Raw genomic sequence first — 13,902 nt, 5'->3', positions numbered from 1 at the left:
AAATGTAACAAAGTTTTGTGAATGGTTACGAGATCGCACTTCTAACCCCTCCTCACTAGCGAGGAGAGTGACGCAAAGGAGGAGGGGTTAAGAGTTTGAGCTTCCGAAGCTGAGGTTTCAGGTTCTAAACGAGAACTTTCGTGGTCTAAATGAGAACTTTCTAGTTTCAAATGAGAAGCTTCATGTTCCGAACGAGAACTTTTATATTTAAAGCGAGAAATTTCATGATATAAATCAGAACTTTCTAGTTTCAAACGAGAATTTTCATGTTTCAAATTAGAAACTTCATGTTCTAAACTAGAAGTTCCGAGTTCTGAAGGTGATATTTGAACTTCTGAGTCTCCCCTTCTCATTATCTCTACGTCCCCGTGTATCTCGTTACTAGGTTGAACCTGATAACGAGGATTTGGAGGATCAGCCTCCTGGCTGTTGCATAGGCGTGCAAGACTCCCATGCACTAGGGCGCACAGCAAAGGATGAAAATCTCTCTTCAAAATGATAGAGAATCTTAGTGAAGATAATCAGAGACACAACAGGGCATCAAGTCGGAAATCAAACTTCAGTAACTTGAGTACTCAAAAAAAACAATATTTACAAATTTTTTGAGATCGGGGCAGTGATGGAAGAACTTACATCATTAGAAAATCATCTCACCAAACCGCTAAATTTATTTGAGTACGAAAAGCAAGCGAAGAAGTGCCTGTCTCAGATGGCTTGGGATTATTACGCTAGTGGTGCTTGGGATGAAATCACGTTGCGGGACAATCACGCTGCTTTCGGTAGAATCAAACTTCGTCCCCGCGTGTTAGTCGATGTGAGCGATCGCCACCTCACAACCAAGATTTTAGGTCATCCCCTCCAAATGCCCCTGTTAATTGCACCGATGGCATTTCAATGTCTTGCCCATCCAGAGGGAGAACTAGCGACGGCAAAAGCAGCATCTGCTGCTGGTGCGGGTATGGTATTGAGTACGATGTCTACTCAGAGTCTGGAAGAGGTGGCACGCGCCTATCATTCGTTAACCTCAACTGCACCTGTGTGGTTTCAATTATATATACATCGCGATCGCGGTCTTACCCGTGCTTTAGTAGAACGTGCTTATGCTTCAGGTTATCAAGCGTTGTGTGTAACTGTTGATGCACCTGTTCTCGGTCGGCGGGAACGCGATACGCGCAACCAGTTTGCTCTGCCACCGGGTTTACAACTCGCTAACCTCGCCACCCTCTCAGGGCTAAACATTCCTCACCAACAAGGAGAATCTGGGTTATTTACTTATTTTGCCCAGCAGCTCGATCCGGCAGTAACTTGGGGCGATTTAGAATGGTTGCAATCGATATGCCCCTTACCATTGGCAATTAAAGGAATTTTACGGGGTGATGATGCTGCACGTGCCGTTGCATGTGGTGCAAAAGCAATTATTGTTTCTAATCATGGTGGTCGTCAATTAGATGGGGCGATCGCTTCTGTTGATGCTTTAGCTGAAGTCGTAGCAGCAGTTGATGGACGTGCTGAAGTAATTGTAGACGGTGGTATTCGTAGAGGTACTAATATTCTCAAAGCTTTGGCACTGGGGGCTAAAGCCGTACTTGTAGGGCGTCCCGTGTTGTGGGGATTAGCTGTGGGTGGAGAAGCAGGTGTGGCTCATGTCATCGAAATTTTACGCGATGAACTTGATTTAGCAATGGCATTAAGCGGTTGTGCCAAATTGGAAGATATTGATTCTAGTTTGATAGTAGTTAGTAGATAGTAGATAGTAATTGACCACTAACCCTCCGGGTACTCTACGAGAAGCCCTACTCTGCGAGAAGCCGCGCTGCGCGCGTCTACATGGGGGAAACCCCCTTTGGAGCGCGCTGCTCACCGCCCTGACGGGCGTCTACGCCAGTCGCACCCTGCACCGAAGCCGCCCTGCGGGCGTCTACATGGGGGGAGACCCCCTTTGGAGCGCGCTGGCTCGCCACTAACTACTAACCACTAACCACTATATTCTAGGAGCGGAAACTGGCCTCTGCTGCCTGACCGGAACTACCTCAAACTCAAAAGCAGCAATGCGGCGATCGTCAATATAGACTTCTATAATATGCTTACCCATTGGATCGCCAGCAGCGATCGTCCAAGAGTTGGTAATCACACCGTCTTTTGTCAAGTCTGTGCGTTTTGTCTCTGCTGCTGTGCCGTCTGTTGACAATGAAAAATTATCAGTATTAGTTGTACCCCAAGTTTCTGGGCGTTGTGGTAATTGAAAGACTTCTCGCCAGGTTACTTCACCTTGGTAGTCCCTTAGTTGAACACGCCAACCGTATACGGTTCCTTCCAGGAGTGGCACTTTATTTGTTGGAATTAAGGTAACTTTTCCACCTTTGTCAACCCTGAGAACTCCGAACTCAACTTTATTGACAGCAATCGGTTGAGCTTTTGTATTATTCTGCGCCAGTATATAAGGAAAGTTGACAGGTTCACCAGCTAATACTGGAGACGTCAGCCAAGAAAAAGTCAGTGCAATGCTGTAAACCCAAATTCTTGGTTGCATAATTTTTGCTGATATAGAGTGATATTTATTGATAGATGAAGTGATTTCTTTTTTTCAGATTACTACTAACACTTTTGCTGTATAAACAAATTTTCTAACTAAAATTTCTTTTTGACAATGACAAAAATCGAGTGGAAAAACGTGCCTCAACAGACACAATTCCACTCGTAATTTTTGTTACCGCACTCACCTAGATTTGACGCTTTGAGCTTAATTTGATGGCACAGGCAAATTAACGTGATTCTGTTCCTTGATTTGGGCTACCTGCTACAGTATCTTCACCAGCTGATTCTGGTGTAGCAGAAGTCTTGGCACCACTCTCATCGCCACTGCTAGTTGTACGAACCTCTGAATCGATAGAGGTGATATCTTCTTCCATAGGGTTTTCGTAGCCACCAGACCCAGTTTTTTCGTATTCACCAGGTTTCATGCCTTGTTGTTGTTGCTCAGACATAAATTTACTCCTTATCATTTTGTCCTGGCAACAGTTTAAAAAAAGTATGGGTGCAAGTTCATCTTTCTAAAATCTGGTTGTAGCAGATTCATCGATATGTCTGAAGGATTATTTCGCACTCACCCATTTGGATAGAGTGGGAGATGGGGAGATTGGGAACGGTAAGAATTATGAATGATGAATGCTGAAAATTTCATAATTCATAATTCATAATTCATAATTTTTTAATTACCTGTAAGCTTAACTAAGCCAATACCACCAAAATACAGTCCTAGCACAGCTCCGGCTAGGAGAGTTTGAGTTAGAGGATCGGTAGATGGTGTAAGCACAGCTCCCAAAACCACTGCTCCTAAAACCACATAGCGCCAGCCAGAAAGCATTGTTTGTGATGAGACAATTTTTAAAGCGCCAAGTAAAATTTGGATGATTGGTATTTGGAATGCTAATCCTGTACTAAACAACAGCAACAAGACAAATTCAAAATATTTGTCAATTGACCACAACTGTTCTACAACATCTGCACCGTAGCTGATGAAGAATCTTAAAGCAGCTGGAATCAGCAAGAAATAGGCAAAAAATAATCCTGCCACAAACAACACACTCGACCCTAGAACCACAGGGCCTAACAAACGGCGTTCTCGGCGAGTCAGTCCTGGGAGAACAAACTGAACAATTTGGTAGAGAATGAAGGGACTGGAAATGACCAAGCCGCTGTAGCCTGCTACTTTTAAAGAGACAAAAAAGTACTCTCCGGGTGCGAGTTGGAGAAATTTTACTCCTTGGGCTGGCACTTCCAACCACTGGACAATCGGCTTAACGGCAATAAAGCAGCCAATAACGCTTATCGCTACGGCAATTAGTGCGTAAAAAATTCGCTGCCGTAACTCCTCTAGATGCTCAAAAAGGGTCATTTCGACCTCTCCTGGCAAATCATCGAGAGGATCGGTTTGTGATTTGTCGTATTGTTCGAGGTCAACAGCGGGAGTAGTTGTGGCAGTTGCCGTGTCAGTGTTTTGTGAAGGCGTCATGAGTCAGCGAGTGAGCATCATTTGTTAACTATTTTATCTAGGGCGGTAGCGACCGAGATATTTTTTGCCGTTGTCGCACGGAAGAGTTGCGATCGCATAGACTTAGCCTCGGAAAATTTTCAGCAAAGCTCATAGTTTTGACAACAGGAAGAGGGCAAAGGTTATTTCCCATCCCCTATTCCCAATGCCCATCACCCCATCCCCTCACCTTCTCCGCCAAGGGATACTAGTCATACTTTTTTTCCTTGTCAACTACCTGAAACTCGTTTGGAGTCAGCGACACCACAATATTTTCGTTATTCACTTGAATGAGCCAGCGATCGCTCGGTTGACCATCTACAAATGGCTCTCGACTAAGGACGACTCCAAATTTTCCGGCAACATAAGCCGGACTTAGAATTAAAACTTTGTCTCCTGCTTGAACATTCTCTGGGGTGTGCAAAAGCTCTGTTTAATCTAACGGTTCTTCAAAATGGAATTATACTAGTGAAATCCGATGTTAATAATAACCTAAAATTAACCTAAACTTAATCAAAGGTTTACGTTTGTTTGCCAACTTCTCAAAGTAGGCATCATGAGAAGATTAATCTCTCCACAAAGCAATTCCACCCAATAAGCCAGTAATATTAGGGATGATTTTTACATTTGTTGGTAGCTGACTTTTAATCCTTGTTGCTTCACCGCCACCGATGTAGAGGCTATCGTAATTAAACAACCGTTGCAAAGTTGCGATCGCTTTTAGTAAACGCTTATTCCATTTGTTATCCCCAACCCTTTCTAGTGCTGCACGTCCCAACTGTTCTTCGTAAGTTTCGCCTTTTCTAAACGGATGATGTCCCATTTCTAAATTTGGCACCAATTTACCATCGACAAATAAAGCTGAACCAAATCCCGTACCCAGAGTAATTACTAATTCCACACCCAAACCTTGGATCGCCCCTAAACCCTGCATATCAGCATCGTTAATTACTCGCACAGGTTTGCTTAAGCGATTTGACAATACTGTTGCCAAATCAAACCCAATCCAACCTGGATCTAAATTTACGGCTGTTTCTGTGACTCCATTCCTTACTACACCAGGAAAACCTACCGAAACTCGATCAAATTCACCTTGAGTAGATGCCAGCGTTGTAATTGCATTAATGACAACTTCTGGTTTGGGAGGTTGGGGTGTTTCCAGACGCGATCTTTGAGTCAAGGGATTGCCCGTAATATCCAAAACTATTGCTTTGACACCGCTACCACCAATATCAACCGATAGGGTGCGGATATTTTCTTTGTTGTCCATGTGGATTGTTCCTTTTTATATATCTACTATTGGCTGGTGATAATTTTCACCAATATAGGTAAAATTTTTGTTAAGAAAAACTCAGTAACATTAGGTAAATGTCCGTAAGTAAACCTAATTATGAAAATTGTTAGTAGTTAGTAGTTAGTTATTAACCACTAACCACTATCCACTAACCACTAACAGCCATCACGATAACCACGTTTATTAATGCCTATTTCTTATTTCCCATGCATAGTTTCATTCCCCCAAAACGCTTTTTCCCTTACCTCAGCTGGACTGACATTCAGGCAATGCCAAACAAGGAAAATGTCGTATTGATTCAACCAGTAGGGGCGATTGAGCAACATGGCCCCCACCTACCGCTAATTGTGGATGCCGCAATTGGTGTAGCAGTATTGGGAAAAGCTTTAGAAAAGCTTGATGCAATAGTTCCTGCCTATGCCTTGCCAGCTCTTTATTATGGCAAATCTAACGAGCATTGGCATTTTCCCGGTACGATTACCCTAAGTGCAGAAACTCTGTTGGCAACACTGATGGAAGTGGCAGAAAGTATTTATCGTGCCGGGTTTAGAAAACTAATATTAATGAACTCCCACGGCGGACAACCGCAGGTAATGGAAATTGCTGCACGAGACTTGCACATCAAATACAGCGATTTCTTAGTGTTTCCGCTTTTTACATGGCGAGTGCCACATATTACCGGAGAATTGCTTTCACCTCAAGAAAAAAAACTAGGTATTCATGCTGGAGATGCTGAAACAAGCATCATGTTGTCGATCCTACCAGAACAAGTAAAGATGGAAAAAGCTGTTGCTGAGTATCCTCCAGAACAACCACAAGGTAGCTTGCTGAGCATAGAAGGGAAACTCAGCTTTGCTTGGGCAACGCGGGATTTGAGTAAAAGTGGGGTTGTTGGCGATCCTACAGTCGCAACTAAGGAAAAAGGCGATCGCATTCTTGAATCTGTATCTGATGGTTGGGTACGAGCGATCCAAGATATCTATGCCTTTAAACAACCCCAACCCAGCTAAAAAATTGAAAATTAAAAATTAAAAATTAAAAATGCGAAATTTACGCTAGTTTCGCAGCATCATGTAAATTTGCTAGCCTAGGAGAATGAAAGACGCATAGCTGGCGGTGGCACAGGTGCGTAAAATCTCCCAGCCAGTGAGACTTTTATTAAAAGTAATTAAAGAGACAGAATTATGACGGTGTTTGAAGCTCAATCCACCCGTTCCTACAGCCAAGAAGACGTACAGAAAATTCTACAGTTGGCGATCGCTCGTCAAGCCAGAGACCAAGAAAAAGAATTTTCTTACGAACAACTGTTGGAAATAGCTGCGGAATTAGAAATTGCTCCGGAAACCCTCAAATTAGCAGAACGTGACTGGCAAATTACCCAAGGAGAAATACAGCAGCGACAAGCTTTTAACGCCTACCGCATAGGAAGATTCAAAAAGCGCTTTGGCAAGTTTACAATTGTCAATGCTGTTTTGCTACTGGTAGATCTAATCGGTGGTGCAGGTCTATCTTGGTCGTTGTACATTTTATTATTTTGGGGACTGGGTGTAGGTCTGGACGCGTGGAATACCTTTCAGACTAAAGGCGAAGATTACGAAATGGCTTTCCAAAAATGGTATCGCCAGCATCAACTTAAACAAACAATCAATAAAGTTGTCAATAAATTCCTCAGTGCATGGCAAAGTTAGAAGCAGGCTGATACCTCTGGTCTATCTTCAACGATCATGCGTAAATTTATCATAGATACAGACACTGCTTCTGATGATGCCGTTGCTCTGATCATGGCGCACCGCTGGGCAGATGTCCATGTTGAAGCGGTGACGATTGTCAATGGTAACGTCTCCGTAGAACAGGGTGTGAAAAACGCACTGTACACACTCGAAGTGTGCGATGCTTCCACACCTGTATACATTGGTTGTGCTAAGCCAATACTGCGAGAATGTAGTTATGCCGATTGGTTTCACGGCGACGATGGCATGGGTAACATGTACTACCCAGACTCAAATAGCAAACCCCAGTCAGCACATGCAATAGACACAATCATTGACACGATTAAAACCTATCGTGGTGAAATCACCCTAGTTACCCTAGGGCCACTTACGAACATCGCTACAGCACTATTACGTGCCCCAGAAATAGCAACAAACGTGCAGCGTTGTGTGATTATGGGCGGTGCAGCCAATACAGTTGGCAACGTAACGCCAGCCGCTGAGTATAACATCTGGGTAGACCCAGAAGCCGCTAAGATAGTCTTTCATAGCGGTATGCCTTGTGAGATAGTTGGTTGGGAATTAAGCCGCCATGATGCAGAGTTGACTCCTGCTGAGATAGAAAAAGTTATTAACTTTGGTACAAAAACAGCACGCTTGGCAATGGAGTGCAACAGAACAGCCTTAGATTCCTGCATGAAAATCCAGGCTGCCTCTGGTTTGATGTTACCCGATCCCGTAGCAATGGCAGTTGCTCTTGACCCAGATATAGTGACGCGTCAAGGCAAATACTTTGTAGATGTGGAAATTACGAGCGAATTAACGCGGGGTGCAACAGTCGTTGATGAACTAGGAGTACTGCACAAAACCCCAAACATGAGTGTAGTCTGGTCAATAGATATACCGCGTTGGAAAGAGAATTTGTATCATTGCTTGCGCTAGGGGAAAGGAAAGTCTGCCTTTCTCCTTCTCGCAGGTGTAGGTTTTTGAGCAAAGGGTGAGTTAGGACTCTCATTTGAACTTACAAAAATGAAGAATCCCCTCGGCTTTAGCCAGGGGAGTGTCAACTAAGATATATAGACATACACAGGTATTGCCTGCGATAGACTCTCTATTTATGACCTGTTTGAATCTAGCTACTTTCACTAATTCGGCGAGTTATGGCGCTTACCCCTTGAGTATCGCGCCAATGATGGATCGCACAGACCGCTACTTTCGATATTTTATGCGGCAGATTACGCGCTGCACTTTACTTTACACCGAAATGGTTACAAGTGCGGCAATTTTGCATGGCGACAAGGAGCACCTGCTAGGTTTTTCTCCTGCCGAAAAGCCTCTTGTCCTGCAAGTGGGGGGCGATCGCCCTAAAGAACTAGCCGAATGCGCTCGCATCGCTGAAGACATGGGCTACGATGGAATCAATATTAATGTTGGTTGTCCCAGCAGCCGTGTACAGGATGGTAATTTTGGGGCTTGTTTGATGGCACAGCCTCAACTAGTGGCAGAGTGTGTCGCAGCAATGCTCAATGCTACTCATCTCCCTGTCAGTGTCAAGCACCGGATCGGCATTGATGACCTCGATCACTACGAAGACATGGCGAACTTTGTCCGCATTGTCTCAGCAGCAGGCTGTCGGCACTTTACCGTCCACGCACGTAAAGCTTGGTTGCAAGGGTTAAGCCCAAAAGAAAACCGTGATATTCCACCCTTGCGTTATAGTGATGTGCATCGTCTGAAGCAGGAATTTCCCCACCTGTTTATTGAAATCAACGGCGGAATTATGAACTTGGAGATGGTACAGCAGCAGTTGCAGTCAGTAGATGCAGTGATGGTTGGACGTGCAGCTTACGATCATCCCTACCTATTTGCCACGGCAGATAGTGAAATTTACGGCAAAGTGGCGCAACCTCCAACCCGCCATGAAGTTGCTGAAGCGATGTTTTCCTATATAGATTTCTGGGTAGCAAAGGGTCTTAAGCTCAACAAAATCACCCGTCATATGCTGCAACTTTTTGCCGGACAACCGGGTAGTCGAGTTTGGAAGCGTCATTTGACAGAAAATTCCTGCCGTTTTGGAGCGGATTCTGTTGTGGTAAGAGAAGCATTGGCACAAATTCCCGAATCTGCGGTAGTACCAAGCGTGAATTTCCCGGCTTGATGAGCGATCGCATATTTACGCAGTAGGTAAAACTTGTGGTTGCAACATCGACATCAAATCGTTAATTCCCTTTTGCAGATACCGCGTTACCGTCATTGGACTGGTGCCAATTTTTTTCGCGGCATCTTTGCGAGAAAGTTCCTTCAAAAATACCAGTTCCACCGCCATACGAGGCTTTTCTTCTAACATATTGATTGCCCCTTGCAGTTGTTGCCGTTCTTCTTGTTGTTGTTGTTGTGCCGCAGAACGGGGACAGGGAAGCGCCTCACCCAAAGTGATTTGACAATCAATGTAATTAACCACCGTAGCATCTAAACTTAAGGGCATGCGGTTTTGTGCGGCTAACTTAGTTTCTTGCCATTCTTGCACAGATACCTTGAGTTGTTTGGCGATTTCCGAATCCTTAGGAGGACGACCCAAAATCTCTGCCAATTCCTTACGAACTTTTTGCCCCTCGTTATAGAGTTCTTGCCAACGGCGAGGAATTTTTAATAGGGTACTGCGATCGCGCAAAAAGTGCAGCATTTCACCCCGAATATAGGGGACAGCAAAGGAACTAAAAGCATATCCTTGACTGGGGTCAAAACGCTCAATTGCCCTAATGAGACCGAAGTAACCGATTTGCTCTAAATCTTCATAAGGCTCATTACATTGATGGCTGAATTTATGAGCCATTTTCCGCACTAAGCCAGTATGCAACTTTACAAGTTTATTGCGAAGTTCAATAGAGGGTTTCTGATGGTATAACCGTAATAATTCCATACCATCAGACCGCATAGAGGACTGACTTGCTGCCATAGAAATTCCCTTGTATTAACTCCTATTTCTGAAAAACGGAGTTGCGTAAAAATTCACCTAAGCTGTAATTATTTTCCTTAGGAACGGTTTGATACACCATTCGTTGTTTCACTGAACTTATCTGGGGACTCACTCCGTAGTTACGTATATACACGCAATTTTTTTGTGCCAATATCAGCTTGAAGTAGACCTATCTTGAAAATGGGGAAAAGGGTAAGGGTTAAAGGGAAAAGGAAGGGTTATTTCGTTTTCCCCTCCTTCCCACTTTTCTCTTACTCGGATTTACTCCTAAGATGCACATTTTAGAATCCTGATACAGCAAGGGTTTTAGAACTCCCGAAAAATGTGCTTCTTTTATATGTTGCGAGGGAGGTTTAATACTTTTGAATGCGTGAATGCGTGAGTTCCGCCTCGTGGGGCGCTCGCTTATTACTTAATGAAAAATCTGGGTAAAAATGGGATTAATTAGCAATAAAGTAACCTTTCAACAAGACAAAGCAGATGATGAAAAAACTGATTAACAATCCGGCTAACTTTGTACGCGAAAGTCTAGAAGGTATGGCGATCGCTCATTCAGATTTAATTAAAGTCAATTTTGACCCCAACTTTGTCTGTCGAGCCGATGCACCTGTGAAAAATAAAGTAGCAATTATTTCTGGGGGCGGTAGCGGTCACGAGCCGATGCACGCTGGCTTTGTGGGAATGGGAATGCTTGATGCTGCTTGTCCTGGAGAGGTTTTCACTTCACCTACACCCGATCAAATGCTGGCAGCTGCGAAGGCTGTAGATGGGGGAGCTGGAATTTTATACATCGTGAAAAATTACAGCGGTGATGTGATGAATTTTGAGATGGCCACTGAACTAGCCCGGAGTGAGGGTATGCGCGTACTGAATATTTTGATTGATGATGATGTTGCGGTGAAAGATAGCTTATATACCCAGGGACGACGGGGTGTGGGAACTACAGTACTGGCAGAAAAAATTTGTGGTGCAGCAGCCGAACAGGGCTACGATCTGCAACAAATAGCAAATTTGTGCAGACGGGTGAATTTGAATGGACGGAGTATGGGTATGGCATTGACTTCCTGCACTGTTCCGGCCAAAGGTACACCGACATTTGAACTTAGCAACCAAGACATTGAGATGGGAATCGGGATTCACGAAGAGCCGGGACGAGAGCGCATGAGTTTAAAATCAGCAGATGAGATAGCAGAAATGTTGGCACTATCGATGATCGAAGATGCAGCCTATCAACGTACGGTGCGGGAGTGGGATGAAGAAAAAGGCGAATGGGTGGAAGTAGAATTAATCGATCCAACTTTTGAAAAAGGCGATCGCGTGTTAGCTTTCGTTAATAGTATGGGTGGCACTCCTGTTTCTGAGTTATATATTATTTACCGAAAACTAGCAGAAATTTGTCAAAAGCATGGATTGCTAATTGAGCGCAACTTGATTGGTGCTTATATCACTTCCTTGGAAATGCAAGGTTGCTCAATTACTCTACTCAAGCTCGATGATGAGATGATTAAGCTTTGGGATGCACCTGTGAAAACGCCGAGCTTGCAGTGGGGAATTTAAGTAAATTTTATTTGTTCGGTTGTTTGTCAAAACCAGTATATAGTAGCAAAACATGTCCGTTAGTAGTCATTCTGGCAGGTATCTGATTTCTGGTAAGTTGTTTTGTCTGAAATCCGCGTGTTTCCTCTACCCATAACCATAGTGGTCGAGAGTTTTTCTTCGTAAAATATGCGTCAGCTACGCCAGAGAACGAAGCAGAAGCATTGACGATGTGGAAGAGTGGCTCTTCTAGACCATTTGTACCATTAGCATAAATTAGCCCACCTAGGAGTTCAGTAAAGCCTCCATTGGTAGTTTTAATTTTTGTTTTACCTTGTTCTGTTTTCATGCCAAGAATCCAAAGATGTGCTCCTCTATTAAGCACATTAGTTTCTGTCCGAATTTCAGGATTCAATTGGCGTGCCCAAACGTGTTGAGCGGAATTGAGAAATCTCACTTGACGTATTACAGAAACATCATCAATAAATAAATTCCCAGTACTGTTGCTTTCCAAGATCAAGTTATTAATACTGCGGTAAACAACGGTTCGATTAGCAAAATTCTTCCATTTCAGCTTAGAATTATATGGAATGAAGAAATTTTCAACAATTAGGCTTGGTTCACTGCCGTTATCTGCTAATATTTCTCCTTTTCCATCCAGCAATCCACTTGTGCCAATAAATCTTCGCACTTTTCCTCTGATTCGGAGAGAACCGTTGATTGTAAAATTTCCAGAATTAGGTACAAATACTGTCGTAGCACCAGAATCAATGGCCGCTTGAAAAGCAGCAGTATCATCTTTTTTATCGTTTGGAATTGCACCAAATTTCTCCACACTGACCCATTTTTTTGGATCGTCCCAAGCCAATTTAGGAAATGGTTTGATTGGCAGTTGCAGCGATCTTGATGATGAAGGGAACTGGGATATGATTGGGCGGGAAGTAAATTCTTCAATCTTAGAGCCTTTAACCTGGGCTTTCGTTCTTACGGCATTGTTTGCGAGAACTCCTTTGTATCCAGAAGAGACTACATTTCGCGCATAAAGAAATCCAGCAGAAGAAATTGCTGGAATATTTTTTGCCTTACCGTGACCTATAAGTTTGGCATTAACAAGTGTCAAAGTGCTACCGGGGTCGCAACCTTTGTGAGGATTATTGCCGTTGATAATTGCTCGAACAGAATTGAAACTGTTGAAACCCTCAAGACTGATTACTTGTCCGCCATTAAATATACCTACTCGATTTTGATCGCGGACTGTGATATTTTGCATCGTAATACTATTAATACAAGTGTTAGTACGTATACCACGATCAAATCCAATAATTTCAACATCCTCTATCAACAGAGGGCCAACTTCACCGTGTGTTAAAGCTAAACCTGTTGTGCCGCTTCTATCTTCAGAGATAATCTTGACGCTTCGCACTGCTCCTTGATTGTGGGCGGCAAAATTGAGTCCTTCTGCCCCATAGTTATTCTTCCCTAGTTTTATAGTCAAATTTCTAACTGAATTGCCAAAGCGTTGAGCTACTCTACTGGCTTTAATATCTTCCGAGTTGGGATCTAGCTTTGGGTCAAATCCTGTAGAAATAACCGGTCGAGGTTTGGTTGGGTTCTGGAATCCAGGAGAGTTATTCTTGAGGCGAATAACAACTCCGTCGCGGCTTTGCCCTTGGAGTATAGTACGTTTGTAATCAGAACTGTAACGCTTTCCATGAGGCCAATGAAGAGTATCAGAGATATCATATACACCATTGGGCAAGTAAATAATTCGTCCTTGATTGGGAAACTCACTAAGTGCTTTTTGGATAGCTTGGGTATCATCTTTGCCATCGTTGGGTTTAGCTCCATATTTAGGCGCAGTGACATCTATTACTCCAGCATTTTTTGGAAATACGATATTCTCTTGGATATTTGGGGCAGCTTGCGCGATTTCAATCTCAGAGTTTTTGGTACGGTCAACGCAAGTGCCTGTGATAAAAGCAACACAAAGCAAGCAAGGGAGTTGTTTGAAGACAGATACTTTCACAGAAAACACAAGTTGATGTTCTCTTAGATACTTTACTACTCTCTATTACGTGCATCAAAGGTAGAATCCGTAAAAACTCGGTTAGGTTTTATGATGACTGCGTCAAACCGGAGGTTTAAAAATGGTAATAAAAGGACAGATTTTACAATGGTTGCAAAGATTTGCTGCTTTGGTGGAGGAGAACAAAGACTATTTGACAGAATTAGATGCTGCCATAGGTGATGCGGATCACGGTATAAATATGGAGCGTGGTTTCAAAAAGGTAATGACTCAGTTACCGAGTGTTGCCGATCAAGATATCAGTAACATTTTTGATTGGGCATCTTGATA

Annotated in this window: 14 protein-coding genes and 1 pseudogene; 7 read left to right on the top strand and 8 right to left on the bottom strand. The window is 43.3% G+C overall.

Features of this window, described 5'->3' with window-relative positions; all coding sequences use genetic code 11:
* Nucleotides 1–41: 41 nt before the first annotated feature.
* The gene (locus FIS9605_RS37055) at nt 42–353 is read right to left on the bottom strand and encodes a hypothetical protein (protein WP_051469994.1); all 312 of its coding nucleotides are present in this window, start codon (nt 351–353) and stop codon (nt 42–44) included.
* 266 nt (nt 354–619) lie between these two features.
* Between FIS9605_RS37055 and FIS9605_RS0114085 the strand changes: the two genes are divergently transcribed.
* On the top strand, nt 620–1,747 hold the full coding sequence (locus tag FIS9605_RS0114085) for an alpha-hydroxy acid oxidase (protein WP_026733162.1): 1,128 nt from the start codon (nt 620–622) through the stop codon (nt 1,745–1,747).
* A gap of 234 nt (nt 1,748–1,981) precedes the next feature.
* Here FIS9605_RS0114085 and FIS9605_RS0114080 read toward each other — a convergent pair whose 3' ends face one another.
* The 5 genes from FIS9605_RS0114080 to FIS9605_RS0114060 all read right to left on the bottom strand — a co-directional run bounded on the left by FIS9605_RS0114080 (nt 1,982) and on the right by FIS9605_RS0114060 (nt 5,300).
* Entirely contained in the window at nt 1,982–2,530 is a 549-nt protein-coding gene (locus tag FIS9605_RS0114080) for a hypothetical protein (RefSeq protein ID WP_026733161.1), read from the bottom strand.
* Nucleotides 2,531–2,762: 232 nt separating this feature from the next.
* On the bottom strand, nt 2,763–2,984 hold the full coding sequence (locus tag FIS9605_RS0114075; protein ID WP_026733160.1) for a hypothetical protein: 222 nt from the start codon (nt 2,982–2,984) through the stop codon (nt 2,763–2,765).
* Nucleotides 2,985–3,208: 224 nt separating this feature from the next.
* The gene (gene tatC / locus FIS9605_RS0114070) at nt 3,209–4,012 is read right to left on the bottom strand and encodes a twin-arginine translocase subunit TatC (RefSeq protein WP_026733159.1); all 804 of its coding nucleotides are present in this window, start codon (nt 4,010–4,012) and stop codon (nt 3,209–3,211) included.
* A 226-nt stretch (nt 4,013–4,238) separates the two neighbouring features.
* Entirely contained in the window at nt 4,239–4,454 is a 216-nt protein-coding gene (locus tag FIS9605_RS0114065) for a hypothetical protein (RefSeq protein WP_026733158.1), read from the bottom strand.
* 141 nt (nt 4,455–4,595) lie between these two features.
* A complete protein-coding gene (locus tag FIS9605_RS0114060; RefSeq protein WP_026733157.1) occupies nt 4,596–5,300 on the bottom strand; it encodes an ROK family protein in 705 nt (234 codons plus the stop codon).
* Nucleotides 5,301–5,530: 230 nt separating this feature from the next.
* On the opposite strand from FIS9605_RS0114060, the gene FIS9605_RS0114055 reads away from it, so the two are divergent.
* The 4 genes from FIS9605_RS0114055 to dusA all read left to right on the top strand — a co-directional run bounded on the left by FIS9605_RS0114055 (nt 5,531) and on the right by dusA (nt 9,191).
* Nucleotides 5,531–6,334: a creatininase family protein gene (locus tag FIS9605_RS0114055; protein WP_026733156.1), complete on the top strand. Its 804-nt coding sequence runs from the start codon at nt 5,531–5,533 to the stop codon at nt 6,332–6,334.
* A 174-nt stretch (nt 6,335–6,508) separates the two neighbouring features.
* Nucleotides 6,509–7,012 (top strand): 2TM domain-containing protein, encoded by a 504-nt coding sequence (locus tag FIS9605_RS0114050; protein WP_026733155.1) that lies wholly within the window; start codon nt 6,509–6,511, stop codon nt 7,010–7,012.
* Between the two features lie 36 nt (nt 7,013–7,048).
* Nucleotides 7,049–7,975, top strand: a complete 927-nt coding sequence (locus FIS9605_RS0114045) for a nucleoside hydrolase (RefSeq protein ID WP_026733154.1) — start codon at nt 7,049–7,051, stop codon at nt 7,973–7,975.
* Nucleotides 7,976–8,150: 175 nt separating this feature from the next.
* On the top strand, nt 8,151–9,191 hold the full coding sequence (gene dusA / locus FIS9605_RS0114040) for a tRNA dihydrouridine(20/20a) synthase DusA (protein WP_026733153.1): 1,041 nt from the start codon (nt 8,151–8,153) through the stop codon (nt 9,189–9,191).
* 15 nt (nt 9,192–9,206) lie between these two features.
* Here dusA and FIS9605_RS0114035 read toward each other — a convergent pair whose 3' ends face one another.
* Nucleotides 9,207–9,989, bottom strand: coding sequence for an RNA polymerase sigma factor SigF (locus tag FIS9605_RS0114035; RefSeq protein ID WP_026733152.1), 783 nt, complete (start codon nt 9,987–9,989; stop codon nt 9,207–9,209).
* Nucleotides 9,990–10,493: 504 nt separating this feature from the next.
* Here FIS9605_RS0114035 and dhaK point away from each other — a divergent pair.
* A complete protein-coding gene (dhaK, locus tag FIS9605_RS0114030) occupies nt 10,494–11,567 on the top strand; it encodes a dihydroxyacetone kinase subunit DhaK (protein WP_026733151.1) in 1,074 nt (357 codons plus the stop codon).
* 7 nt (nt 11,568–11,574) lie between these two features.
* Here dhaK and FIS9605_RS0114025 read toward each other — a convergent pair whose 3' ends face one another.
* Nucleotides 11,575–13,572: a glycoside hydrolase family 55 protein gene (locus tag FIS9605_RS0114025; RefSeq protein WP_231510327.1), complete on the bottom strand. Its 1,998-nt coding sequence runs from the start codon at nt 13,570–13,572 to the stop codon at nt 11,575–11,577.
* A gap of 121 nt (nt 13,573–13,693) precedes the next feature.
* On the opposite strand from FIS9605_RS0114025, the pseudogene FIS9605_RS0114020 reads away from it, so the two are divergent.
* Nucleotides 13,694–13,897 (top strand): annotated as a pseudogene (locus FIS9605_RS0114020) (DAK2 domain-containing protein); the annotation flags it as partial.
* Nucleotides 13,898–13,902: the final 5 nt, after the last annotated feature.

The sequence above is a fragment of the Fischerella sp. PCC 9605 genome (genome assembly GCF_000517105.1).
GTDB lineage: Bacteria > Cyanobacteriota > Cyanobacteriia > Cyanobacteriales > Nostocaceae > PCC9605.
This window is presented reverse-complemented; position numbering and strand designations above follow the sequence as displayed.

What these genes read in the sequence shown, in the direction of transcription:
- FIS9605_RS0114055 (WP_026733156.1), top strand. Translation starts at nt 5,531, where the DNA reads ATGCATAGTTTCATTCCCCCAAAACGCTTTTTCCCTTACCTCAGCTGG.
- FIS9605_RS37055 (WP_051469994.1), bottom strand. Translation starts at nt 353, where the DNA reads ATGAGAAGGGGAGACTCAGAAGTTCAAATATCACCTTCAGAACTCGGA.
- FIS9605_RS0114060 (WP_026733157.1), bottom strand. Translation starts at nt 5,300, where the DNA reads ATGGACAACAAAGAAAATATCCGCACCCTATCGGTTGATATTGGTGGT.
- dhaK (WP_026733151.1), top strand. Translation starts at nt 10,494, where the DNA reads ATGAAAAAACTGATTAACAATCCGGCTAACTTTGTACGCGAAAGTCTA.
- tatC (WP_026733159.1), bottom strand. Translation starts at nt 4,012, where the DNA reads ATGACGCCTTCACAAAACACTGACACGGCAACTGCCACAACTACTCCC.
- FIS9605_RS0114085 (WP_026733162.1), top strand. Translation starts at nt 620, where the DNA reads ATGGAAGAACTTACATCATTAGAAAATCATCTCACCAAACCGCTAAAT.
- FIS9605_RS0114045 (WP_026733154.1), top strand. Translation starts at nt 7,049, where the DNA reads ATGCGTAAATTTATCATAGATACAGACACTGCTTCTGATGATGCCGTT.
- FIS9605_RS0114075 (WP_026733160.1), bottom strand. Translation starts at nt 2,984, where the DNA reads ATGTCTGAGCAACAACAACAAGGCATGAAACCTGGTGAATACGAAAAA.
- FIS9605_RS0114080 (WP_026733161.1), bottom strand. Translation starts at nt 2,530, where the DNA reads ATGCAACCAAGAATTTGGGTTTACAGCATTGCACTGACTTTTTCTTGG.
- dusA (WP_026733153.1), top strand. Translation starts at nt 8,151, where the DNA reads ATGACCTGTTTGAATCTAGCTACTTTCACTAATTCGGCGAGTTATGGC.
- FIS9605_RS0114050 (WP_026733155.1), top strand. Translation starts at nt 6,509, where the DNA reads ATGACGGTGTTTGAAGCTCAATCCACCCGTTCCTACAGCCAAGAAGAC.
- FIS9605_RS0114035 (WP_026733152.1), bottom strand. Translation starts at nt 9,989, where the DNA reads ATGGCAGCAAGTCAGTCCTCTATGCGGTCTGATGGTATGGAATTATTA.